The following is a 23,592-nucleotide window of genomic DNA, read 5'->3' on the forward strand; positions in this document are numbered from 1 at the left end:
GGCGAACCTATGCGGATGTGGCGGAACTGGTAGACGCACCAGATTTAGGTTCTGGCGCCGAGAGGCGTGGAGGTTCGAGTCCTCTCATCCGCACCAGACTTTTCAGCCGTTCATAAGATCAGCCAGGACCGCCGGAAGCCCTTGCGGCAGATCCTCGGAGATCAGCCCCGGTCCAAAGCGTCGCGCGGCCTCCGAATGCATCCACACCGCCGCCCGCGCCGCGTCGAAGCTGTCCATGTGCTGGGCGATCAGCCCCCCGATCATCCCAGCCAGCACATCGCCGCTGCCCGCCGTCGCCAGCCAGGGGGAGCCGTCGCCGTTGACCGCCAGGCGGCCGTCCGGCGCAGCGATGACCGTCGCGGCGCCCTTCAGCACGATGATCGCGCCTGCTAGCCGCGCCGCCTCCTGCGCCGCGCCTTCCCGTCCCAGTCTCTCCAGCAGGCCGGGAAACAGCCGCTCGAATTCGCCTTCATGAGGCGTCAGGACATCGTCTCGGTCCAGCCAGGCGAACAACTGCTCAGGCCTGTCGCGAAACAGCGTCAGCGCGTCCGCATCGACCACCAGGGCTGCGCCCGTACGCGCCAGAGCCGCCAGGTTCAGCGCCGTGCTCTCATGCAACCCGGCGGCCGGGCCGATCACGACGGCGTCCATCGGGTCGGCCATGATCTGAAGCTGGTCCGGCGTCGCGAAACTGGCCAGCATCACCGCCTCCAGCGTGGGCGCCAGAACCGCAGCCGCGTCCGGCGGGCAGAAGACCTTGACCAGACCTGCGCCGATCCTCAGCCCGGCCCTGGCCGATAGCCGAGCCGCGCCGGTGGACAAGGGGCCGCCCGAGACGACGCCCAGCCGCCCACGCGCGTGTTTATGGCTCTGCGGCCCCGGCTGAGGGAGCAGATGGCGCCATTCCGAAGGGGTGTTACCGAACTTCATGTGGATTTCCGTTCACGGATGGCCTCTGGGTACGAAAATCGCTTGCCAAATTGTGCGATGCAATGTCCCTTTACCGCCCGAGCGTCGGACCAAACAAGGAGCCGCCTCGGGATCCGCCATGAAGAAGATCGAAGCCGTCATCAAGCCATTCAAGCTGGATGAAGTAAAAGACGCTCTCCAGGATATCGGAGTGCAGGGCATGACCGTGCTGGAGGCCAAGGGATACGGCCGCCAGAAAGGCCATTCGGAACTCTATCGCGGCGCCGAGTACGTCATCGACTTCCTGCCCAAGATCAAGATCGAGGTCGTGGTGTCGGATGACCTGGCCCCCGCCGTGGTCGAGACGATTCAAAACGCCGCCCGCACCGGCAAGATCGGGGATGGCAAAATCTTCATCACCACCCTTGAAGACGTCATCCGCATTCGCACCGGTGAAACCGGCGCCCAGGCCATCTAGACCAACGGCCGCCTCTCGGGGCGGCCGATTTCAATTCTCCAGCCACAGGACCTCCTCCCCATGAGCGCCGCCCAAAAGATCCTGCAAGACATCAAGGACAAGGACGTCCAGTACGTCGATCTCCGTTTCACCGACACGCGTGGGCGGGTCCATCACGTGACCTTCGACATCGGCATGGTCGATGAGGATTTCCTCGAAGAAGGCACCATGTTCGACGGTTCCTCCATCTCCGGCTGGAAGACCATCAATGAGTCCGACATGCTGTTGAAGCCCGACCTGACGACGGCCTTCATCGATCCCTTCTATCAGCAGACGACGCTGTTCCTGTTCTGCGACGTGCTGAGCCCCGACACGGCCGAGCCCTACAACCGGGACAGCCGCTCCATGGCCAAGAAGGCCCTGGCCTACGTCCAATCGTCGGGCGTGGGCGACACCGTCTACTTCGGCCCCGAAGCCGAGTTCTTCGTCTTCGACGACGTGCGCTGGAGCACGGCCGCGCACGACACCCGCTACAGCTTCGACTCGACCGAACTGCCCGCCAACACCGGCGCTGAATACGCCGAGGGCAACCTGGGGCACCGCCCGGGCGCCAAGGGCGGCTATTTCCCGGTCAATCCGGTCGACTCGGGTCAGGACCTGCGCGGCGAGATGCTGGCGGTCATGAAGGACCTGGGCCTGGATCCGGAAAAGCACCACCACGAGGTCGCCCCCGCGCAGCACGAGCTGGGCCTGAAGTTCAGCGACCTGCTGACCATGGCCGACCGGATGCAGCTGTATAAGTACGTGATCCACAATGTGGCCCACGCCTATGGAAAGTCGGCGACCTTCATGGCCAAGCCGATGTTCGGCGACAACGGCTCGGGCATGCACGTCCACATGTCGATCTGGAAGGACGGCAAGCCTCAGTTCGCCGGCGACAAGTACGCCGGCCTGTCGCAGGAATGTCTGTGGTACATCGGCGGCATCATCAAGCACGCCAAGGCGATCAACGCCTTCGCCAACTCGACCACCAACTCCTACAAGCGTCTGGTGCCCGGCTATGAGGCGCCGGTGAAGCTGGCCTATTCCGCCAGCAACCGTTCGGCCTCGATCCGCATCCCGCATGTCTCGTCGCCCAAGGCCAAGCGTATCGAGGCCCGCTTCCCCGATCCGATGGGCAACCCCTATCTGACGTTCGTCGCGCTGCTGATGGCGGGCCTGGACGGCATCGAGAACCGTATCGATCCCGGCGCGGCCGCCGACAAGAACCTGTACGATCTGCCGCCGGAAGAGCGTCACTCGATCCCGGAGGTCGCCGGTTCGCTGCGGGAAGCCCTAGACGCCCTCGACGCCGACCGCGCCTTCCTCAAGAAGGGCGGCGTCATGGATGACGACTTCATCGACGCCTACATCGAGCTGAAGCAGCAGGAAGTCGCCCGGCTGCAGTTGCACCCGCATCCGGTCGAGTTCGACATGTACTATAGCTGCTGATCCTCGGATCAGCCTGATGCAGAAGCCCCGGACGGTTCGCCGCCGGGGCTTTTTCTTACGCTTGGTCGTAGCGGGCAGACGCTTCGATCAGAGCCTCAATGTCGTCAGCACACAACAGGGGGCGCAGGGCCTCGAACTTCCTTTCGGACCAGCCATAGACGTCGAGCGCCAGCAGAGCCTCGATCACGGCGTCCGGGAACCGCTTGCGGATCGGAACCGCCGGATTGCCCGCCACGATGGCGTAAGGCGCCACGTCCTTGGTGACGATGGCTCCTGAGGCGACGACTGCGCCCTCGCCGATCGTCACGCCGGGCATGATCATGGCGCGCATCCCAATCCAGGCGCCGTCCTTGATGACAGTGTCGCCCTTGCCCTGATAGGCGTCGAGGATGACCTCTGCGAAGGGGTAGAGGCTGAACCAGTCTGTTCGGTGCGTATGGTTGCCGCCCAGCAGGATCACCGCCTCTGCGCCGATGCAGACGCAATCGCCGATGAACAGTTGGTCGATCGGCCACTGCGGCGTCCACGCCTTGAGGCTGTACGCATCGCCATAGAGATAGCGGACGACGCTTTCCTCGAAGGAGCCGCTCCAGGCGTTGCTGTAGTAGCTGCGCCGGCCCTTGATGTGGATGTTCGGGTTGGCGACCGTCTCGTGCAGCAGCTCAACCTTGGACCAGTGCCGGTCCGGGGCGGTATGGGACATGAAGCGACCTCAAGATGCTTGTCAGCGTCCGGACGCCTCACCGCTCCACGGATCAGACCGCCAGTCCCTCAGCCTGATCGGCCTTCTTGCGGCGCAGCTCGATGATGCGGACGCACCAGATGGAGACCTCGTAGAGCAGGACCATCGGCACCGCCAGCATCAGTTGGCTGATCGGATCGGGCGGCGTCACCACGGCGGCGACCACGACCACGGCGACGATGGCGTATCGACGGCCCTTGGCCATCATCTGGCTGTTGATCAGGCCCGCCAGACCCAGCAGGGTCATCACGACCGGCAACTGGAAGCACAGGCCGAAGGCTAGGATCAGCGCCGTCACCAGGTTCAGATAATCCGACACCTTGGGCAACAATTCAGCCGCCACGCCTTCGCCGATGATCTGCTGGCTCAACGAGAACCACATCACGAAGGGCAGCATGACGTAATAGACCAGCGCCGCGCCCAGCAGGAACAGCACCGGCGCTGCGATCAGGAAAGGCAGGAAGGCGCCCTTCTCGTTGCGGTAAAGGCCCGGCGCGACGAAGCGGTACAGCTGCCAGGCCAGAACCGGGAAGGCCACGATGACGGCGCCCAGGCCCGCCAGCTTCATCTTGGTGAACAGGATCTCCAGCGGCGCGGTGTAGATCAGGCGTACGCTGTTGTGGTCCACGTCCGGCACCGGGATCAGACCGGCGGTGCCCAGGATCAGGTTGAACGGCGACACATGGCCGTGCGCGCCTACCGTCTGATGAAAGGCGGCCGAAACCACATATGGCTTCACCAGGAACAGGTAGAGCGTCTCCGAAAAGGCGAAACAGCCGATGAAGGCGATGATGAAGGCGACCACGCAGATCATCAGCCGCGAACGCAGCTCGATCAGGTGATCCATCAGGGGCGCGCGCGAAGCCTCGATATCGGCTTCATCGTGGTCGGCGCGGCTCATAGGTCGACCTTCTTGGTACGCGCGACCTTGGGTCGTGAAGCCGGCGGTTTCAGCGAGGATGTCTTAGCGTCAGGCTTTGCGGCCGGCTTTCGCGTCCTGGCCTTGGCGCCGCCGTCCGCAGAAGCGGCGCTCGCCTTCTTGGCGCGCGGTTTTGGAGCGGACTTGGGCTCAGGATTCAGGACGGCAGGCGCCGCCGCCGTATCCGGCCACTCGTCGACGCCCGTGGCCACGGTTTGGGCCGCCTCGTCCGTCTTGGTTGCGGCGGACGTGGCGACGGCCGGCGTCTCGATCGGCGCCTCCAGCTCCTTGCGGATATCCTTGAAGGCTTCGTCCGCCTCGGCGCCGAGGGCGTACATCCCCTGCCCCGATCGCAGCGCCTCGACCTCCTTGCGCAGGTCGTCCAACTCGGACTGGCGCGCCATCTCGTCGAAGCTGGCGCGGAATTCATTGGCCATGCCGCGCGCCTTCGCGACGAACTGGCCGACCTTGCGCATCAGCACAGGCAAGTCCTTTGGCCCTACGACAAGCAGGGCCACCAGACCGATGACAAGGATTTCGAACCCGCCGATTCCGGGGCCAAGACCACCCATGATTCAGCGTCTTTCGGCGAGGATCAGCGGTTCAGTTCTTCTTTTTCGGCCTCGGTGCGCGGCAAGGCGCCCGGGGCTTCCTTGCCCTTGGCGTCCGTGTCGTCCTTCAGGCCGTCCTTGAAGGCGCGAATGCCCTTGGCGGCGTCGCCCATGATGCCCGACAGCTTGCCGCGGCCGCCGAAAAGGACCAGCACGACGACGACGACGATGGCCCAGTGCCAGATGCTCATGGAGCCCATGGCGATACCTCCTCAAGGGGACTCACCGAGACGCGGCCCCACCAACTGATTGTTGTGCGTCATATAGGCTGAGTGATGGCGACGCGCCAAGGGACGCTGTACGCATCGCGGCCATGAGTCTCAACGATCACGTCATCATCCATACCGACGGCGCCTGCAAGGGCAATCCCGGCCCTGGCGGCTGGGGGGCGATCCTGCAAACCGCCGGCGGGCACGAAAAGGAACTCTGGGGCGGCGAGCCCCTGACGACCAACAACCGCATGGAGCTGATGGCGGCGATCATGGCCCTGGAGGCGCTGAAACGCCCCTGCCGCGTCGACCTGCACACCGACAGCAAATACGTCATGCAGGGCGTGACCGAGTGGATTCGCGGCTGGAAAGCGCGCGGCTGGAAGACGGCCGACAAGAAACCGGTCAAGAACGAGGACCTGTGGCGGCGCCTGGACGAAGCCCGCAGCCGCCACGAGGTGAAATGGCACTGGGTCAAAGGCCACGCCGGTCATGCTCTGAACGAACGCGCCGACGGCCTGGCCAATCGCGGGGTGGCGGAGATGCGCGGGCGCTAGACCGCCCGCACCTTCAGCAGGGGACCGGATACTGATTCGATGATGACGCTCTCGCCCGCCAGGGGCGAGGCGCCCTCGATTTCAGCCGGCCATTCCGAGCCGGACACGAAGACCCGGCCGCGACCGCCGACGAAGGCTTCGACCACGCGGGCGCGTTCGCCGACCAGACGGATGTCGCGATCATTGATGTCGGGCTGATCCTTGGGGTTCACCCGCTTGATCAGACGACGCGACAGAACGGTGGACGCCACGGTCAACGCGGCGAAGACGCCGATCTCGACCGGCAGGCCCAGTTGCGGCGCCAGCGCCGACAGCAGGGCCGTCAGCCCCGCCGACACCGCCGGCCACAACAGCCACTCGGTCGAAGCCGTAGCCTCGATCCCCAGCAGGACCACGCCGACCGCCAGCCATAGCCAGAACGGCTGGGCGGCGTAGAGGGAGACGAACCAGTCCATGGACTACTCCGTCGTCGGCACGGCGCCGCCCGAACGACGCTGCGCAGCGCGCGGCGCGGCCTGACGCGCGTCCGTGCGGACCTGCTGCTGCTCCTTGGCCAGGCCGACCAATTCGCCGACGCCGGCGATGGTGCCGACCAGGGCGCCCATTTCCGACGGCACGATGACCGTCTTCTGTTGCGGGCTGCGCGCCAGTTCGGCGAAGGCCTCCACATACTTCTGGGCCACGAAGTAGTTGATGGCGTTGACGTCGCCGCGGGCGATGGCCTCCGACACCATGGCGGTGGCCTTGGCCTCGGCCTCGGCTTCACGTTCGCGGGCCTCGGCGTCGCGGAACGCGGCTTCGCGCCGGCCCTCGGCTTCCAGGATCGCGGCCTGCTTGGCGCCCTCGGCGCGGGCGATGGCGGCCTGCTTCTCGCCGTCCGCCTCGGTGATGACGGCGCGACGCTCGCGCTCGGCCTTCATCTGACGGGCCATGGCGTTGGTGATGTCGACCGGCGGCGTCAGATCCTTGATCTCGATGCGGTTGGCCTTGATGCCCCACGGCTCGGTCGCGGCGTCGATGACGTGCAGCAGGCGGGTGTTGATGCTGTCGCGCTGGCTCAGCACCTCGTCCAGCTCCATCGAGCCGACCACGGTCCGCAGGTTGGTCATGCACAGCTGGGCGATGGCGTAGGTCAGGTCGTCGACGCGATAGGCCGCCTTGGCCGCGTCCATCACCTGGATGAAGACGATGCCGTCGACCTTCACCATCGCGTTGTCGCGGGTGATGACCTCTTGCGTCGGCACGTCCAGCACCTGCTCCATCATGTTCATGCGACGGCCGATACGCTCGACGAACGGAGTCAGGATGTGGATGCCCGGCGTCAGGGTCTTGGTGTATTTGCCGAACCGTTCCACCGTGAATTCACGGCCTTGCGGCACGATCTTGATCACGCTGAACAGGAAGATGAGCGCGAAGACCGCGAACATCACAAAGAATATCAGCGAAAAATTCATAAGGCCCTCCAGTTGGAAGGAGAGCTTAACCGCCCCGGCGACGGCGCGCTACAGAATCCGGTTCCGTCAGCATGACATCCGCGTCAGCCATCGTGCCCGCGATCCCGATAATGCGGCGCGTCTCTTCCCAGTCCACCATGGCCAGGGCGGTCTCGAACGGAAAGAAGGCCGCCTCGGCCGCATCGTCGCCCGCGACTGGCGCTCCAGACAGCCACCGGGCCGCATAATCGATCAGAACGTAATGTCGTCCCGCCTCCGGAAAGAGCCCGTCCACCACATCGACCAAACCGATCAATTCCGCCTCGACGCCGGTTTCCTCCCGCAGTTCGCGCAGCGCTGCGTCAGCCAGACGTTCGCCCGGCTCCAGACGCCCGCCGGGCAGACTCCATTCCCCCACGCGCGGCGGCGTGCCGCGACGGATCAGCAGCACCTCATCGCCTTTCAGGCACACCACGCCCACAGCCGGCGTTGGAATCATGTTTTGCCCTTGAATTGACCGCCAGAAGGCAAGGTTTTGCGCTTCCACCACGGCACGCCTTTTGCCACAAGGCCGATATGACCCTCCCGACGCCAGAATCGCTCGCTGAACTCAAAGCCGCCCTGCCCGGCGCCTGGACCCGGGACGCCGCCGAGATGGCGCCGTGGCTGACCGAATGGCGCGGCCGCTGGACGGGCGAGACGCCGCTTCTGCTGCAACCGCGCACGACCGAAGAGGTCGCCCGCGCCGTCGAGATCTGCGCCCGACACGGCGTCGCCGTGGTGACGCAGGGCGGCGGCACCGGCCTGGTTGGCGGCCAGATTCCCTATGGGGAGGTTTTGCTGTCCACGCGCAAGTTGCGGACTGTGCGCGACGTGACGCCGCTGGACGACGCCATGACGGTCGAGGCGGGCGTGACCCTGCTGGAGGCGCAGGAACTGGCCAAGGAGAAGGACCGCTTCTTCCCGCTCAGCCTCGCGGCCGAGGGCTCGGCCACCATCGGCGGCGTCATCTCGACCAACGCGGGCGGCACGGCGGTTCTGCGCTACGGCATGATGCGCGACCTGGTGCTGGGCATCGAGGCCGTCATGCCCGACGGTCAGGTGTTCAACGGCCTGAAGCGGCTGCGCAAGGACAACACCGGCTACGACCTGAAGCAGCTCTTCATCGGCGCCGAAGGCACCCTGGGCGTCGTCACGGCTGCGACGCTGAAGCTGTTTCCGATCATGCGCAGCCGCGCCACGGCCATCGTCGGCCTGGAGAGCCACCACGACGCCGTGGAGCTTCTGGCTCGCGCCAAGGCCGAGACCGGCGGCGGAGTCGAGGCGTTCGAGCTGATGAAGCGGCTGGGCATGAGCCTGGTGCTGAAAAACATCCCCGACACGCGCGAACCGCTGGAGACCACGCCGCCCTGGTATGTGCTGATCGAACTGGCCTCGGGCGAGCCGGACGGCGCCGAGGCTGCGATGGAGCGGCTGCTGACAACCGCCTTCGAGGAAGGGCTGATCGTCGACGCCGCCATCGCCCAGAACGACGCCCAGAAGGCCGAGTTCTGGCGTCTGCGCGAAGAACACTCTGCGGCCCTCAAGCCCGAAGGCGGCGGCTGGAAGCACGACGTGTCCGTCCCAGTATCGCAGATCGCCGACTTCATCGACGAGGCGACCGCCGCAGTCGAACGCTTCCATCCAGGCTGCCGCGTGTCGGTGTTCGGCCACGTCGGCGACGGCAATCTTCACTATGATGTGATCCCCGGCGTGGGCGAGGATGTCTCGGCCTTCATCGCCCGCTGGATGGAGGGGTCAGAAGTCGTCCACGATGTGGTCGCCCGTTACGACGGGTCGATTTCCGCTGAACACGGCCTGGGACGGCTGAAAACCGGTGAGGCGCGGCGATACAAATCCCCGCTCGAGATCGCGACCATGCAAGCGATCCGACAGGCCCTCGACCCCAGGCGCATCATGAATCCGGCGGTCCTCTTCTGATGACTTGCGACCGTCTGTGACGTTTCAGGCGGTTCAAAACGTCATGGAAGCGGCCTATGAGGCCCGCTCTTGAGACGCATAGGGAGTCGATCGTCTTGCTGATCGTCCTGTCCCCGGCCAAAAAGCTGGACTTCAACCCGCCCGCCATCGACGCCCCCGTGACGCAGCGGCGATGCGCCGACGAGACCGCCGAACTGGCCAAGGTGACGCAGAAGCTCAGCCGGGCCGATCTGCGGCGCCTGATGTCCATCTCCGACGCCCTGGCCGAACTGAACTACCAACGTTTCCAGGCCTTCGACAACGAAACCTCGGACGGCGCGCTTCAGGCCGTCTTCGCCTTCGCCGGCGATGTCTACGAGGGATTGTCGGCGCGCACCCTGTCGACCGACGACCTGAACTGGGCCCAGGATCACCTGCGCATCCTGTCGGGTTTCTACGGCCTGCTGCGGCCGTTGGATGCGATCCAACCGTACCGCCTGGAGATGGGCGTCCGGCTGAAGACCAAGCGCGGCGCCACCCTCTATGATTTCTGGGGCGAGCGGATTTCCCTGCGCCTCAACGAAGACGCCGAGAAGCTGTCTGAACGCACCCTGGTGAACCTGGCCAGCCACGAGTATTTCGGCGCGGTGGACGCCAAGGCGCTGAAGCTGCCGGTCGTGACCCCGCACTTCAAGGAAAAGAAGGACGGCGAAGCCCGCATCATCTCCTTCTACGCCAAGAAGGCGCGCGGCGGCATGGCCCGCTTCGCCATCGAGAACCGCCTCGAAAAGGTCGAGGACCTGAAGGCCTACGACCGCGACGGCTACCGCTTCGACAAAAATCTTTCGACGGATACGGACTGGATATTCATCAGGGAAGGAAATTCCTGATCGCCAGATTGAACGACTGCGGTTAGGTTGCGTTGCAGCATCACCATCCAACGGGTTCTTTCTGTCATGTTCGCGATGAACGATCTCAAGGGCCGCGTCGCGGTCGTTTCCGGCTCGACCTCGGGCATCGGGCTGGCGCTGGCGCGGGCCGTGGCCCTGTGCGGCGGCGATGTGGTGCTGAACGGTCTGGGCGACGCGGACGCCATCGAGAAGACGCGCGCCGATCTGGCCGCTGAAACCGGCGTGCGCGTCCTCTATCACCCCGCCGACATGACCCGGCCGGATCAGATCGAGGACATGATCGCCACGGCGCATCGCGAACTGGGCCGCCTCGACATCCTGGTCAACAACGCCGGCATCCAGCACGTCGAGGCCGTCGAGAACTTCCCCGCCGACGCGTGGGAAAAGATCATCGCCATCAACCTGTCCTCGACCTTCTACGCCACCAAGGCGGCGATCCCGATCATGAAGGCGCAAGGACGCGGCCGGATCATCAACATCGCCTCGGCCCACGGCCTGGTCGCCAGCCCGTTCAAGTCGGCCTATGTCGCCGCCAAGCACGGGGTGATCGGCTTCACCAAAACGGTGGCGCTGGAACTGGCGCAGGACAACATCACCTGCAACGCCATCTGCCCCGGCTTCGTCGAGACGCCGATCGTCGCCAAGCAGATCCAGGACCAGGCGCGCACCCGCGGCATGAGCGAGGAAGACGTGATGAAGAACGTCATTCTCGGCTCGCAGCCGACCAAGCGTTTCGTCACGACCGATGAACTGGCGGGCGTCTTCCTCTACCTGGCGTCGGACCTCGGCGCCTCGGCCAACGGCGCCCACTTCTCCGTCGACGGCGGCTGGACAGCCCAATAGGCTTCACCGCGGCCACACGGGTCGGAAGACGGAGAGGCTGATGGGAGCGAAACGCAAACCGGTCTGTCTGGCCCTGCAGGGCGGCGGAGCTCACGGCGCCTTTCAGTGGGGCGTGCTGGACCGGTTGCTGGAAGCTGATGTTCTGGACGTGCGCGCCGTCACCGCCGCCTCGGCGGGAGCGATGAACGCCGCCGCCCTGATCACCGGACTGGAACGCGGCGGAGCCGAGGGCGGGCGCGAGGCGCTGGACCACCTGTGGCGCGAGGTGAACCAGTCCGGCGGCCGCAACGTCTTCGGCGACAGCGCCGTCTGGTCCAAGGCCCTGACGCCCGAATGGCTGAAGGGGACGCCGATGTGGCAGGCGGGTCAGACCTTGGCCCTGTCAATGAGCCCCTATTCCTTCAACCCCTTCAACCTGAACCCGCTGCGCCGGGTGCTGGAGACGGCGGTGGATTTCGAGGCCCTGCGCGCCTCCGACATCCAGATGTTCGTGTCGACGACGGCGGTGCGCGCAGGTCGCTCCCGCATCTTCAAATCCGACGAAATGGCGCCCGAGGTGCTCTTGGCCTCGGCCTGCCTGCCCCAGTTGTTCCAGGCGGTGGAGATCGAGGGCGAACCCTATTGGGACGGCGGCTATCTGGCCAACCCCGCGTTGTGGCCGCTGTTCTATACGGACACGCCGGACGATATCCTGCTGCTGCCGCTCAATCCGTTCCAGCGTAATGAGGCGCCGCGCGAGGCGGGCGAGATCAACGACCGGCTGAATGAGATCGTCTTCAACGCCCCGCTCGTCGCCGAACTGCGGGCCGTCGCCTTCGTTCAGGACCTGATCGCCGAGGGCAAGCTGAAACCCGGTGAGGATCGCCGACGCGGCGTCCGCATCCACGTCATCGAAGCCGACGAATGGCTGGGCGGCCAGTCGCTACATTCCAAATTCGATACGGAGTGGAGCTATCTGAACGAGCTGAAGCAGCACGGCCGGACAGCCGCCGACACATGGCTTGAAAACTGCCTGCCCAAGGTCGGCAAAGCGTCCAGCGTGGACGTGAAGGCGCGCTTCCTCTAGCCGACGAAGCCCGCCGCACGGCGCAGACGGTCGTTGATCGCCTCGCCCAGTCCTTTGGCTGGAATGGACGACACGGCGATCCCGGCGGGTTTGGCGCGATCCGCCTCGCGCAACAGGCGGAACAGATTGGCCGCCGCCTCCCGGATGTCGCCGCTTGGGCTGAGGCTCCAGCGTGGGTCGCCGACGCCGGCGCCGAAGCCCAGCAGGATTTCGCCCTCCCTGGCGCCTTCCGCCTCAATGCGCACCGGCGCGTCAGGCGCATAATGGAGAGCCAGGCGGCCCGGCGAGCGATGCCCTTGCCCGCCTTCGACCAACGGCCCGGCGACCGCCTCGATCTCTTCGCGGGTGACGGAACCGGGACGCAGCAGAGCCACCTGCCCGTCCAGCACCGAAACGACGGTGCTCTCAACCCCCACGGCGCAGGGCCCGCCATCAACCGCCGCGCCCACGGCATGGCCCGTCTCTTCCATGGCGTCGTCGAAAGTCGTCGGGCTGGGCCGCCCTGAACGATTGGCCGATGGCGCGACGACCGGCCCGCCGAAGGCGCCGATGACCGCGCGCGCGCGCGGATGGCCCGGCACGCGCACGGCCACGCTGTCCAGCCCCGCCCGCGCCAAGTCGCATACCCGATCGCGATCCCGCACCGGCGCCACGATGGTCAACGGCCCCGGCCAGAAGGCTTCGGCCAAGGCCCGCGCGCGCGCGTCGAACACCGCGATCGCTTCGGCGTCCAGCGCATTGGCGACATGGGCGATCAGGGGATTGAAGCGCGGTCTGCCCTTGGCCTCGAAGATACGCGCCACCGCCTGGGGGTTGGAGGCGTCGGCCGCCAGCCCATAGACCGTCTCGGTCGGCAGGATGACCAGGCGTCCCGTCTTCAACGCCTCGGCGGCGATTTCGGGGCTGTCGCCCCTGGCGGGTCGGTCGGCGGGCACGGTCGCTCTTTCCTTACGCGGCGTCAGCCGTTCAAACAGGCGCGTAGAGTGCGCGGAAACTCGACCAAAGTCCAAGCGGGCTTGCGCCCCGAAGCGCGGCGGCCGACAGAAGCGCGACGTCTTTCTGAGGATAACCGATGAGCTACCGCGCCCCCGTCCGTGACATCGCCTTCGCCCTCGACGCCGTGGCCGGGATCGGTCAGGTGGCGGCGACCGGCGCCTTTCCCGATTACGACGCCGACGTCGCCTCGGCCGTGCTGGACGCCGCCGGCCAGTTTTCGGAAGAGGTTCTGGCTCCGCTGAACCGTCCCGGCGACCTGGCGGGCGCCAAATACGCCAACGGCGCCGTGACCGCCGCCCCCGGTTTCGCCGACGCCTATCAACAGTTCGCGGCGGGCGGCTGGACCAGCCTGACCGCCTCGGTCGAGGCCGGCGGGCAGGCCCTGCCCAAGGCGCTGGAGCTGGCGGCCTATGAAACCGTCCACGCCGCCAACATGGCCTTCGGCCTGTGTCCCATGCTGTCGCTGGCCTCCATCGAAGCGCTGGAGCAGGTCGGAAACGAACATCAGAAGGCCACCTACCTGCCCAAGCTGGTCAGCGGCGAATGGACCGGCGCCATGGTGCTGACCGAGCCGCACGCAGGGTCCGACCTCGGCGCCCTGACGGCGACGGCGGTTCCCAACGGCGACGGGACCTACGCCCTGACTGGCCAGAAGATCTTCATCACCTGGGGCGACCACGACGCGGCCGACAACATCGTCCATCTGGTGCTGGCTCGCCTGCCCGACGCCCCTGCGGGGCCGAAGGGCATCAGCCTGTTCCTGACGCCCAAGTTCGCAGTCAACGCCGACGGTTCGCTGGGCGAGCGCAACGCCTTCCGCCCGGTCGGCGTCGAGCACAAGCTGGGCATCCACGCCTCCCCCACCTGCGTCATGAGCTATGAGGGCGCCCGCGCCGAACTGGTCGGCCAGCCGAACCAGGGCCTGGCCCACATGTTCGTCATGATGAACGCCGCCCGTCTGGCCGTCGGCGTCGAGGGCGTCGGCGTCGCCGAGCGCGCCTATCAGCACGCCCTGGCCTATGCGCTGGAACGCCGTCAGGGCCGCAGCGTCTGGACCGGCGAGAAGGACGCGCCGATCTTCGACCACCCCGACGTGCGTCGGATGCTGTCGGTGATGAAGGCCAAGGTCGCCGCCGCGCGCGCCATCTGCCTGTCCACGGGCGTCGCTGCCGACCTGGCCCGTCACGCCGCCACCGAGGAAGAGCGCAAGGCGTGGAAGGGTCGCGAAGACCTGTTCACCCCGATCGCCAAGGCCTGGTCCACGGACGTCGGCTGCGAAGTCGCCTCGATGGGCGTTCAGGTCCACGGCGGCATGGGCTTCATCGAGGAAACCGGCGCGGCCCAATACTATCGCGACGCCCGCATCACGCCGATCTATGAAGGCACCAACGGCATTCAGGCCATGGACCTGGTGGGGCGCAAGCTGTCGATGGACGGCGGCGACTCGGCCAAGGCCCTAATCGCCGAGATGAAGACCACCCTGGCCCAGATCGATCGCCTCTATACCGGCAAGCCGGTCGAGCGTTTCGCCACCGCCATCGAGGCAGTCGAGGACGCCACCCTGTGGCTGCTGGACGCCAAGTCGGACGCCGCCCGCGCGGCCGACGTGCTGGCGGGCGCCGACGCCTATCTGAAGCTGATGGGCGATGTAGTCGGCGGCTGGATGTTGGCCAAGGGCGCCCTGGCCGCCAAGGCCAAGCTGGAGGCTGGCGACGGCGACTCCACTTGGCTGCAGGGCAAGCTGGACCTCTATGAAGTCTACGCCGCCAACGTCCTGGGCCACGTCTCCAGTCGCCTGGCCGCTGTCGGCCAGGGCGGCGACCTGCTGCAACGCATGAGTGTGGAGGCACTGGCCGGCTGATCGCCGTTCTATGGCTTGAGCGTGAAGCGCCTCCCGTGTCAGCTAGGCTCGGGAGGCGTTTTCGTATGAATCGAGCGGTCGGCGCTGCCAGTTTTATCCTGGCTGCTTTTTTCAGCGGAGCCTCTTTCGCGACAACGGAAGAGCCGGTCGCCTGGGTCACGCGCCCTGTTCCGACGCCAGAAGATTTCCCACCCTTCGCCGCCGCCATGCACATCGGCGGCTGGGTCGAGGTAAACTGCCTGGTGACGCCGGAAGGGCTGCCGAACGCCTGCACCGCCATGCGCGCGCGTCCGGACGGGCTGGGCTTCGCCGAAGCCGCGGTCCGCATCATCGAGCGCGCAAGGCTAACGCCCGCCGCACCCGACGCCTCGCCTGAAAAACGCGAGTTCACGGTGCGCGTGCCCTTCAACGTTTCGCCATTCAACACGGAGGCGCCGACGCCCTGGTCCGGTCCGACGCCCAACGCCGCGCAAATGGAAGGCGGCCGCCGTTTCGCCCGACGCAGCGTCGAGCCTGTCGTTCGTCTGAGACGTCATTGGCGGCTGGACCGGATGCCGCTCGAGATGCGCAGGACGACCGAAGGCTGGATCGCCGAACTGTTCGGCAATCTGGAAACAGAGCGCCAAAGGCGGGGCCTGGTCATGGCGCGCGTCCTGGCTCTTCGCGAATTGGACGCCTTGCCGCCCAAGCAGCCCGATGACTGGAGCGAAGCCTGGACTCCGCAGTTGCGAGAGGCCGGACGCGATATTTATCCTCGCGAGCCGATGATCGAACTTCGTCGCCGCTACTGCGCCCGATATGACTGTGGGCCGACGGCTGGCGTCGCGCCCTGAAATCCCACGGGGAACCTCTAGATGATCACGCTTTTGGCGAGCCTGGCCCTATTGGCGGAGCCTGTTCAGTGGGAGACACGTCCCATCGTTGAACGCCACGATTATCCGCCCATGGCCAAGGATCTGCGAGTCAACGGAACCGTCACCCTCGAATGCGTCAACAACGACGACGGCGCCTTGACCCGTTGCGGCGCCGTGTTCGCCAGACCCGCCGACATGGGTTTCCAGCAAGCGGCGCTGGCGATCGTGTTCCGCGGGCGCGTCGCCCGGCCCGCCGGCGTTCCTTTCATGATCGAACTGCCCTTCGACATCCTGACCGAAGGCGACGAACCGCTGCGTCAACCGTGGGAGGGCCCTGAACCAGGCCCAGAACATATCCAGGCCGCCCAAGCCTTTACCGACAGCTTCTATGGCGGCAGCCGGTCTGCGGCCGAACGCTCGATCCGTGACTGGAAGGTCAACGAAATGCCGCCTGAGAAGGCAGCGCTTCTACGCGCCTGGATGGCCGAGCTATACCCTGACCTTGAAGCCGAGAAGGCCTTGTACGCCGCGGGGGTCGCTCGCGTTCTGGCTCGACACGGCCTGGACTATCTGCCGACCCAGAAACCCATCGGATGGGATGTCTGGTACGCTCAAGTCACACAGGCCAGCCCGGAAGACCCGGCTCTGATCAGGAACGAGATGCGCCGGCGCTATTGTGAAGCGTTCGACTGCGCTTCTGGTGCGGCAGCCGACTGATCCAGCAAGGCTATGGTCTCGCGCACATAGTCGGCGTGAGCCACGACGCCGAGGTCCAGGCCTTCGCCGCCGCCCTGCACCTCCTGCACCAGCACCCCCGCGATGAAGGGATGGTCAGGTACGGGCGCGCCAGGCACGCGCCGCGCCGCCGGGGTCCAGAAGACCGGCCCGCCGGAATTGCCCTGGGCCACCACGAAATCGAGCAGGAAGATCGGGAAATGCCGGATCGGGGTCAGCGGCCAGGAACTGATCCGGCCCAGGCGCAGGATCGGAAAGCCCGCTCGATCCGCCGACAGGCCGTGCGGATACCCCAGCGCCAGAAGTTCGTCGCCCGGCCCCATCCGCCAGCGGTCGAAGGCGTCAGCCTCGGCCAGCCAGCCGACCGGGATCGCCGCCTGGGCGAAAGCGAGCGGCGCCGTGATCTCCATCACCGCCACGTCGCGCTCAGGGTGCGCGGTCCACAGCGGCGCGCCGCCCGCGTCGCGAATGGTCAGGGTGCCGGGCGTAAACTTCCAGGCGCCGTCGGCCTCGGCCGTGCGCCAGCCGATCCGCGCCTCATTGCCCGGCATGACGTCCAGAACGTGCCGCGCCGTCACCAACACGACGCGCGGCGCACCGTCAGGTCTAGGCGCGGCGATCAGGAAGCCTGTGCCGACCTTCCTCTGACTGCCGCTGATCGGCTGGTCCAATTGCACCGTGGCGTTGATGACGCCGACCGTCAGGTCCCATTCGGGCGGCGGCGCGGCGACGACAGCCGGTTGTTCGGGCGGAAGATCCTGAATGACCATGACGCCATTTGACGCCGGGCGTCGCCGGGCACAAGGTCCAGCTCAAATCATACGCTTGGGGCACGCCATCATCATGAACCGTCGCGAACTGATCGCCTCGACCGCCGCCATCGGCGTGGTCGCCGCCTCCCCCGCCCTTGCCCGCCAGACTACCGGAGCCTCGATGTCCAAACCCACGCCGCCCGTCGCCAAGAAGGTCCCCGTTCGCATCGAACAATTGGGCCGGGTCCGCACTGACGACTATCAGTGGATGAAGGACGACAACTGGCAGGCGGTGCTGCGCGACCCATCGCTGATCAAGGCTGACGTCAAGGAACACCTGACCGCCGAGAACGCCTATCGCGAAGCCATGATGGCCTCGACCCTGCCGCTGCAGGCCGCGATGTTCGAAGAGATGAAGGGCCACATCAAGGAAGACGACAGCTCCGTGCCCGCCGCTGACGGCCCGTGGGAATACTTCACCGAGTACCGCACCGGCGAGCAGCATCCCCGCTATATGCGGGTCGAGCGCCAGGGGACCTGGATGGTCGACGGTCAGCCCGTGACCAAGAACTTCGTCAAGGCCCCGACGCCTGAGCTGCTGCTGGACTGCAACGCCCTGGCCGAGGGCAAGGCCTATTCCGAGGTCTCGGCGACCGAGCACAGCCCCGACCACGCCCTGTTCGCCTATGCCGAGGACGCCCAGGGTTCGGAGGTCTACAAGATCTATGTGAAGGACCTGGCCAGCGGAGAGGTGCTGCCCAACCCGATCGAATCGGCCAGCGCCAACTTCACCTTCTCGCCGGACAGCCAATGGATCTTCTGGACCAACCGCGACGACAACGGTCGTCCGGACAAGATCTTCCGTCGCCCGGCGCGCGGCGGCGAGACCGCCCTGGTCAACGAGGAAGCCGACGAGGGCATGTTCCAGGGCATCGGCCGCACCGCCGACGACGCCTTCCTGGTCATCAACATCGCCAATCAGGAGACCTCGGAAAGCCGCATCATTCCGGCTTCCGATCCGACGGCGACGCCCGTGGTGGTCGAGCCGCGCCATGTGGGCCGCCTGTACGACCTGGACCATTGGGGCGACCGCTGGGTGATCCGCACCAATGCCGACGACGCCATCGACTTCAAGGTGGTGGAGGCGCCGACCGCCTCCCCCGCCAAGGCGAACTGGAAGGACCTGATCCCGCATACGCCGGGCCGCTTCATCGAGGGCGTGGCCCTGGTCAAGGACTATCTCGGCCGTCAGGAACGCGCCGACGCCAACACCAAGATCGTCATCCGCGACCGCGCCGGCGCCGAGCATGAGATCGCCGTCGATGAACCGGCCTACGCCCTGTCGCTGGGCGGAGCGTCGGAGTTCGACACCACGGTCATGCGCTATGGCTACAATTCGCCGTCAACCCCCACCTCGACCTATGACTACGACCTGAGGACGCGCGAGCGCGCCCTGCGCAAGGTCCAGGAAATCCCCTCGGGCCATAACCCGGCCGACTATGTGGTCGAGCGCCTGAACGCCCCCGCCTCGGATGGCGAACTGGTGCCGGTGACGGTGCTGCGCCGCAAGGACACGCCGGTCGACGGTTCGGCGCCGCTTCTACTCTACGGTTACGGCTCCTACGGCATTCCGATGGCGGCCAGCTTCGCGACGAACCGGCTGTCTCTGGTGGATCGGGGCTTCATCTACGCCATCGCTCACATCCGCGGCGGCTCGGACAAGGGCTGGAACTGGTTCCTGGACGCCCGGCGCTTCACCAAGAAGAACACCTTCACCGACTTCATCGCCGCCGCCGATCATCTGATCGCCGAGAATTACGCCCGGTCGGGCAATATCGTCGCCGAAGGCCGGTCGGCCGGCGGACTGTTGATGGGCGTCATCACCAATATGCGGCCGGAATTGTGGGCCGGTGTGATCGGCGGCGTCCCCTTTGTCGACCTGATCAACACCATGTCCGACACCACCCTGCCCCTGACCCCGCCCGAGTGGCCTGAGTGGGGCAATCCCATCGAGGACGCCGACGCCTACGACTACATGTATTCCTACAGCCCCTATGATCAGATCGAGGCCAAGCCCTATCCCGCCCTGCTGGCGACCGGGGGCCTGTCCGACCCGCGCGTGACCTATTGGGAGCCTGAGAAGTGGGTGGCCAAGCTGCGCCCGGCCTCCACATCGGGCAAGCCTGTGCTGCTGAAGATCAATATGGAGGCAGGCCACTTCGCCTCGTCCGGCCGGTTCGATTATCTGAAGGACATCGCCCACGACTACGCCTTCGCCGTCTGGGCGGTGGAGAAGGGATGGGAAAAGGCGTGATCGTCCGACCGTTTGCGGAAGCCGATCTGGCGGCCGTGACGGCCATCTACGCCGACAGCGTGCTGAACGGCACAGGGACGTTCGAACTGGACGTCCCCTCAGCCGACGAGATGCGGACGCGCCTGGCCGCGCCGGCCGCCTTAGGCCTGCCCGTCCTGGTCGCTGAAATCGACGGCCCCGACGGACTTAGACAGGTCGCCGGCTACGCCTATGCCGCTCCCTATCGCCTGCGCGCCGCCTATCGCTTCATGGTCGAGGACTCGATTTACGTCGCCCGAGCATGCCGGGGACGTGGCGTCGGAAAAGCCCTGCTGGACGCCCTGCTCGAGACCTGCACGACCTTGGGAATGCGTCAGGTTGTGGCGGTGATCGGCGACAGCGCCAACGCCGGCTCCATCGCCCTGCACGAGGCTTCAGGCTTCGTCCACGTCGGCGCCTTTTGCGACGCCGGCTGGAAATTCGACGGCTGGCGCGATGTCGTCTTCATGCAGAAGGCGCTGGGTCCCGGAGGGGCGACGCCGCCCGACGCCGCTGGCCTGGATTGCGGCCGCTAGAGCCTGAATTCGCAGATTTTTTGTAGAAGCGCCACAATGCGCTTGACCCCAAGCGCGACGAACCGTATTCGCCCCTCCTCTCCTCCGCGTGGGGAGAGAAACGCGGGTGTAGCTCAGTTGGTTAGAGTGCCGGCCTGTCACGCCGGAGGTCGCGGGTTCGAGCCCCGTCACTCGCGCCACTCCTCTCAGGGATCTGAGGGAGTGGCGCACCCCCTTCCCTTTTCTTCTGACAATCGAGATGAAGCCATCGACGCTGCGTAGCGTCGCGATTTTGCATTTCCCGCCTAAACGGTCTGCGGCGTGCGCCTGGACCATCGCAGCGCTCAAAGAAAAAGGCGGCGAGCCCGAAAGCTCGCCGCCTGCTTCAAACCTCCGTGGAGGTTAGAAGTTCGCCGTGACGCCAAAGAAGAAGTAGCGACCCATGGCGTTGTACAGTTGCGGATAAGTGTTGTTGTTACCCGTCGTGCCGACCGAGTAGGACAGCGGCGGATCGGAGTCGAAGACGTTGTTCACCCCCGCGCGCACCGAAATATTGTCCCGCATCTGCCAGGTTCCCGCCAGATCGAAGTAGTTCTGTGCATCCAACTCACGATCCAGACGATCTCGCCGGAGCATTGCTCAAGCTGCCGTCCGCGCCCAACACGGCGATCTCGGCAGGACCGTAGTAGCGCCACGTGCCATTGATGTTGAGGCCCTCGATCGGCGTACCCCAATCCACCCGCAGGCGGTGACGCCATTCCGGGTTCGGCACGCCGCACTGATTAGCGTAGAAGCCAGCGCAGTCATACTCCGAGTTGGCGAAGCCAAGACCCGTGTCGGTCTTCAACTCGCTCAGCCAGGTGCCCACCATGGCGAAGCCCAGGGTGCCGGCGCGTTCCCAGCCGAAGTCGGCCAGATCGATGCTGTAGTTGGCCGCGACATCCACACCCGACGTCGACAGGCCGCCAATGTTGGTGTTGAGGTCGATGACGTTGCCGGTGCCGACCCACAGTTGGCCGTTGGCGTTGCGTTCAATGTTGGCGCACGCCGCCGCCAGACCAGCCGTATAACAAGCGTCCAGCGAGTTTTGCGCGCCGACGCTCGAAATCAGGTTGTCGATCTTGATGTCGAAATAGTCGACCGTCAGGTTGAAGCCCGGCAGGAACTCCGGCGTGAAGACCACGCCGAACGTCAGGGTGTCAGACTCTTCCGGAGTCAAGGCCGTGTTGCCGCCTTGCAGGAAGTTATACTGGCCGGAGGGGCTGGAGATCCCCGGGCTAACCGCTTGGTTGGGCGAGACCTGCCAAGGGTTGGTGCCGATACAGGCCGCATCACCCACATAGGTAGCAGAGGCGTTCTTGTCGCAGGGGTCAGCGTCCATGTCGAACAGGTTGAAGCCCTGAGCGGTGAACAGTTCGATCACGTTCGGTGCACGAACGGCGCGCTGGGCGCTGGCACGGAAGCGAACAGAAGGAACCGGGGCCCAATCGCCGCCGATCTTCCAGGAATCAGTGCCACCACCCAGTTCGTATTCCGAGTGACGGTAGGCCAGATCGACCGACAACTGGTCAGCAAAGGCCATCCCCTCAGCAATAGGAACCTGGGCTTCGACGAAGACATCGTAAACTTGGTTCGCGCCGCTCAAGCCCGGCGTCGGTCCCCCTTGACCGGCACCATCGCCGCTCGTGAACGACACGTCCGGCGAAAAGTCGAGTGCATCACGACGATACTCGGCGCCAAACGCCGCCTGCACCCCGCGCGTGGCCCACGGCAGCTTGACGCCATAGGCGCCCAGATCCGCTGTCAGCGAGCCGGTAACGACCTGCTGCGTAGTCCAACCGGTGGCGACCAGCGGCACCTGCAGATAGTCCAGCGCTTCCTGCGTCACGCCGCCTGAACGGAAGATGTTGTAAGGCACGCATTCCGCATCGATGCCCGCCAGGACCGACGAACAAACCGCTTCGCCCGAGACCGGATCGGTCACGACATCCAGAGCACGCGCCAGGCGCGTGTTGGAAAACTCATTGCGATAGATCTCGCGGGTCTGGGTCCGCGAATATTGCATCGCGACATCGTAGCTCCAGGCGTCGTTTAGATCACCACGAGCGCCGATGACGCCCCGATAGGACTGGAAGCGCATGTCGGACTGACGACCGCCGCCTTCAACGTTACGACGACCGATGAACATCGACTTGGCGGCGCCCGACGTGATATCGCCGGCCGAGCACGCGATTGCTGCCCGCTGCTGTGCGGAAAGCAGCGGATTGTCACAGCGGATCGTCGCGCTGCCGTCCGTCGTGCGGAAGCCGTCCGAGAATTCGCCGAAGAAGTTACCCGACGGCGCGATCTGAGCGACCGTCGAATAATCGCTGAACATCAGCTGCGTGTAGACCTCGATCTTGTCAGTGACATCATAGTGACCGAAGGCGCCCAAGGTGTAACGTTCATCCGGGCGCTGGAAGTAGTTCAGCGGGCCAAAGTTGTACGCGTGCAGGTTGGAATCGTACGGGATGAAATTTCCGCTATCATCAACCGTATATTCGTACTGATCAAAGTCCGTAAACAGCCCGGGGAACGAGGTGCCGGAACCGCCGCAAGTGAAGGAATTCCCATCTTGCCCGCCCAGAGAACAAGCCGAGTAGTCGTAGTCGCGCCCCAGAACCTTGTTGTTCTTGCGATAACCCGCATACAGAGTGATATTGCCACGGTCGTCAGGCGCGTTGATCCCCATCAACACGTTCACTTCGCGGCTGAATCCCGTATAGACGTTGTCGTCCGGCAGTTGGAACTGAGACGGATTGGTCGCGGCGCGTCCTGCGATGACATTACGCAGATTGCCAACGCCGTCATAGTCGTTGTTGTGCTGATTGAAGCCGTACTGGGCGTCGATTTCGATGCCCTCGAAGTTGCGGCGCATGATGAAGTTCACCACGCCGGCGACGGCGTCCGAACCATAGACGGCCGAGGCGCCGCCGGTCAGAACTTCCACGCGCTCGACCATCTGGCCGGGGATCTGGTTCAGGTCGGCCGCGTCATCCTGAGGCGAGCCGTAGCCCATCCGCTTGCCGTCGATCAGCACCAGGGTGCGCGACGAGCCGAGGTTGCGCAGGGACACGGTCGCCGTACCCGAGGCGCCGTTGGCGACGGTCGAGTTCTGCGCGGCAAAGGCCTGCGGCAGCTGCGATACCAGGTCCTCGACGCGGGTTACGCCCTGGACGTCGATGTCCTCGCCCGTCACCTGAGTCACGGGGCTGGTCGTGGTGAGGTTCGGCTGGCGCAGACGCGACCCCGTGACGACGATGTCGCTGACCTGGCTCGGCTGGTCAGCTTGAGTGGCCGGCGCGGTCTGGGCCAGCGCCGGCGCGGCGAAGCCGGCCAAGGCGAGACCCGCGATCATCGTCGACGTCAGCAGACGCTCGCGTTTGATCTGAAGATTCAAG

The 23,592-nt window shown here is 65.5% G+C and carries 24 protein-coding genes and 2 tRNA genes; 14 read left to right on the forward strand and 12 right to left on the reverse strand.

What is annotated here, in order from left to right; translation table 11 throughout:
• Positions 1-11 precede the first annotated feature (11 nt).
• Positions 12-96: transfer RNA gene (locus tag AC52GN_RS07765), tRNA-Leu, on the forward strand.
• A gap of 6 nt (positions 97-102) precedes the next feature.
• On the opposite strand, the gene AC52GN_RS07770 is transcribed toward AC52GN_RS07765, so the two are convergent.
• Positions 103-930, reverse strand: coding sequence for an NAD(P)H-hydrate dehydratase (locus tag AC52GN_RS07770; protein ID WP_496528687.1), 828 nt, complete (start codon positions 928-930; stop codon positions 103-105).
• A gap of 118 nt (positions 931-1,048) precedes the next feature.
• Here AC52GN_RS07770 and AC52GN_RS07775 point away from each other — a divergent pair, with 118 nt between their 5' ends.
• Complete coding sequence (locus tag AC52GN_RS07775; RefSeq protein ID WP_121482972.1) at positions 1,049-1,387, forward strand: P-II family nitrogen regulator; 339 nt, start codon at positions 1,049-1,051, stop codon at positions 1,385-1,387.
• 60 nt (positions 1,388-1,447) lie between these two features.
• The gene (gene glnA, locus AC52GN_RS07780) at positions 1,448-2,857 is read left to right on the forward strand and encodes a type I glutamate--ammonia ligase (RefSeq protein WP_343829726.1); all 1,410 of its coding nucleotides are present in this window, start codon (positions 1,448-1,450) and stop codon (positions 2,855-2,857) included.
• A 55-nt stretch (positions 2,858-2,912) separates the two neighbouring features.
• Here the strand turns inward: glnA and AC52GN_RS07785 are convergent, their stop codons facing one another.
• The 4 genes from AC52GN_RS07785 to AC52GN_RS07800 are packed head-to-tail and all read right to left on the reverse strand — an operon-like array spanning position 2,913 to position 5,329.
• On the reverse strand, positions 2,913-3,560 hold the full coding sequence (locus tag AC52GN_RS07785; RefSeq protein WP_312217847.1) for a CatB-related O-acetyltransferase: 648 nt from the start codon (positions 3,558-3,560) through the stop codon (positions 2,913-2,915).
• Between the two features lie 52 nt (positions 3,561-3,612).
• The gene (gene tatC / locus AC52GN_RS07790) at positions 3,613-4,500 is read right to left on the reverse strand and encodes a twin-arginine translocase subunit TatC (RefSeq protein ID WP_496528688.1); all 888 of its coding nucleotides are present in this window, start codon (positions 4,498-4,500) and stop codon (positions 3,613-3,615) included.
• Positions 4,497-5,090, reverse strand: a complete 594-nt coding sequence (tatB, locus tag AC52GN_RS07795) for a Sec-independent protein translocase protein TatB (protein ID WP_496528689.1) — start codon at positions 5,088-5,090, stop codon at positions 4,497-4,499. Before tatB ends, tatC begins: the two co-directional genes overlap by 4 nt.
• A 23-nt stretch (positions 5,091-5,113) precedes the next feature.
• Complete coding sequence (locus AC52GN_RS07800) at positions 5,114-5,329, reverse strand: twin-arginine translocase TatA/TatE family subunit (protein WP_003166998.1); 216 nt, start codon at positions 5,327-5,329, stop codon at positions 5,114-5,116.
• 113 nt (positions 5,330-5,442) lie between these two features.
• Between AC52GN_RS07800 and rnhA the strand changes: the two genes are divergently transcribed.
• Positions 5,443-5,895, forward strand: coding sequence for a ribonuclease HI (rnhA, locus tag AC52GN_RS07805; protein ID WP_291775001.1), 453 nt, complete (start codon positions 5,443-5,445; stop codon positions 5,893-5,895).
• Here the strand turns inward: rnhA and AC52GN_RS07810 are convergent.
• The 3 genes from AC52GN_RS07810 to AC52GN_RS07820 are packed head-to-tail and all read right to left on the reverse strand — an operon-like array spanning position 5,892 to position 7,827.
• Positions 5,892-6,350, reverse strand: coding sequence for an NfeD family protein (locus tag AC52GN_RS07810; RefSeq protein WP_291774997.1), 459 nt, complete (start codon positions 6,348-6,350; stop codon positions 5,892-5,894). The two genes, rnhA and AC52GN_RS07810, sit on opposite strands and share 4 nt — an antisense overlap.
• Positions 6,351-6,353: 3 nt before the next feature.
• Complete coding sequence (locus AC52GN_RS07815; RefSeq protein WP_434735051.1) at positions 6,354-7,322, reverse strand: SPFH domain-containing protein; 969 nt, start codon at positions 7,320-7,322, stop codon at positions 6,354-6,356.
• Between the two features lie 52 nt (positions 7,323-7,374).
• Positions 7,375-7,827 carry an NUDIX hydrolase gene (locus AC52GN_RS07820; RefSeq protein WP_496528784.1) on the reverse strand — a complete coding sequence of 151 codons (453 nt, stop codon included), beginning with the start codon at positions 7,825-7,827 and terminating at the stop codon, positions 7,375-7,377.
• A 77-nt stretch (positions 7,828-7,904) separates the two neighbouring features.
• On the opposite strand from AC52GN_RS07820, the gene AC52GN_RS07825 reads away from it, so the two are divergent.
• The 4 genes from AC52GN_RS07825 (at position 7,905) to AC52GN_RS07840 (ending at position 12,107) form a co-directional block, all read left to right on the forward strand.
• Positions 7,905-9,308, forward strand: coding sequence for an FAD-binding oxidoreductase (locus AC52GN_RS07825; RefSeq protein ID WP_496528690.1), 1,404 nt, complete (start codon positions 7,905-7,907; stop codon positions 9,306-9,308).
• A gap of 95 nt (positions 9,309-9,403) precedes the next feature.
• Positions 9,404-10,177, forward strand: coding sequence for a peroxide stress protein YaaA (gene yaaA, locus AC52GN_RS07830; protein WP_312217891.1), 774 nt, complete (start codon positions 9,404-9,406; stop codon positions 10,175-10,177).
• A 66-nt stretch (positions 10,178-10,243) separates the two neighbouring features.
• Positions 10,244-11,041 (forward strand): 3-hydroxybutyrate dehydrogenase, encoded by a 798-nt coding sequence (locus tag AC52GN_RS07835; protein WP_496528691.1) that lies wholly within the window; start codon positions 10,244-10,246, stop codon positions 11,039-11,041.
• 40 nt (positions 11,042-11,081) lie between these two features.
• Positions 11,082-12,107 (forward strand): patatin-like phospholipase family protein, encoded by a 1,026-nt coding sequence (locus tag AC52GN_RS07840; RefSeq protein ID WP_496528692.1) that lies wholly within the window; start codon positions 11,082-11,084, stop codon positions 12,105-12,107.
• Here AC52GN_RS07840 and AC52GN_RS07845 read toward each other — a convergent pair.
• Positions 12,104-13,042 carry an L-threonylcarbamoyladenylate synthase gene (locus AC52GN_RS07845; protein ID WP_496528693.1) on the reverse strand — a complete coding sequence of 313 codons (939 nt, stop codon included), beginning with the start codon at positions 13,040-13,042 and terminating at the stop codon, positions 12,104-12,106. The two genes, AC52GN_RS07840 and AC52GN_RS07845, sit on opposite strands and share 4 nt — an antisense overlap.
• Positions 13,043-13,179: 137 nt before the next feature.
• Between AC52GN_RS07845 and AC52GN_RS07850 the strand changes: the two genes are divergently transcribed.
• The 3 genes from AC52GN_RS07850 (at position 13,180) to AC52GN_RS07860 (ending at position 16,535) form a co-directional block, all read left to right on the forward strand.
• Positions 13,180-14,964: an acyl-CoA dehydrogenase gene (locus AC52GN_RS07850; RefSeq protein WP_496528694.1), complete on the forward strand. Its 1,785-nt coding sequence runs from the start codon at positions 13,180-13,182 to the stop codon at positions 14,962-14,964.
• Positions 14,965-15,029: 65 nt separating this feature from the next.
• Positions 15,030-15,797, forward strand: a complete 768-nt coding sequence (locus AC52GN_RS07855) for an energy transducer TonB (protein WP_496528695.1) — start codon at positions 15,030-15,032, stop codon at positions 15,795-15,797.
• A 21-nt stretch (positions 15,798-15,818) separates the two neighbouring features.
• Entirely contained in the window at positions 15,819-16,535 is a 717-nt protein-coding gene (locus AC52GN_RS07860) for an energy transducer TonB (RefSeq protein ID WP_496528696.1), read from the forward strand.
• On the opposite strand, the gene AC52GN_RS07865 is transcribed toward AC52GN_RS07860, so the two are convergent.
• Positions 16,490-17,323: a trypsin-like serine peptidase gene (locus tag AC52GN_RS07865; protein WP_496528697.1), complete on the reverse strand. Its 834-nt coding sequence runs from the start codon at positions 17,321-17,323 to the stop codon at positions 16,490-16,492. The two genes, AC52GN_RS07860 and AC52GN_RS07865, sit on opposite strands and share 46 nt — an antisense overlap.
• Before the next feature lie 73 nt (positions 17,324-17,396).
• On the opposite strand from AC52GN_RS07865, the gene AC52GN_RS07870 reads away from it, so the two are divergent.
• The 3 genes from AC52GN_RS07870 to AC52GN_RS07880 all read left to right on the forward strand — a co-directional run bounded on the left by AC52GN_RS07870 (position 17,397) and on the right by AC52GN_RS07880 (position 20,352).
• Entirely contained in the window at positions 17,397-19,619 is a 2,223-nt protein-coding gene (locus tag AC52GN_RS07870) for a S9 family peptidase (protein WP_496528698.1), read from the forward strand.
• Positions 19,616-20,173 carry a GNAT family N-acetyltransferase gene (locus AC52GN_RS07875; protein WP_496528699.1) on the forward strand — a complete coding sequence of 186 codons (558 nt, stop codon included), beginning with the start codon at positions 19,616-19,618 and terminating at the stop codon, positions 20,171-20,173. The genes AC52GN_RS07870 and AC52GN_RS07875 overlap by 4 nt, the downstream gene beginning before the upstream one ends.
• 102 nt (positions 20,174-20,275) lie before the next feature.
• Positions 20,276-20,352, forward strand: a tRNA-Asp gene (locus AC52GN_RS07880).
• A gap of 202 nt (positions 20,353-20,554) precedes the next feature.
• On the opposite strand, the gene AC52GN_RS07885 is transcribed toward AC52GN_RS07880, so the two are convergent.
• Both AC52GN_RS07885 and AC52GN_RS07890 read right to left on the reverse strand, forming a co-directional pair.
• Positions 20,555-20,788 (reverse strand): hypothetical protein, encoded by a 234-nt coding sequence (locus AC52GN_RS07885; RefSeq protein WP_496528700.1) that lies wholly within the window; start codon positions 20,786-20,788, stop codon positions 20,555-20,557.
• Positions 20,760-23,591 (reverse strand): TonB-dependent receptor plug domain-containing protein, encoded by a 2,832-nt coding sequence (locus AC52GN_RS07890; protein WP_496528701.1) that lies wholly within the window; start codon positions 23,589-23,591, stop codon positions 20,760-20,762. The genes AC52GN_RS07885 and AC52GN_RS07890 overlap by 29 nt, the downstream gene beginning before the upstream one ends.
• Position 23,592 lies beyond the last annotated feature (1 nt).

The organism is Brevundimonas sp. SS2672 (assembly GCF_059579685.1).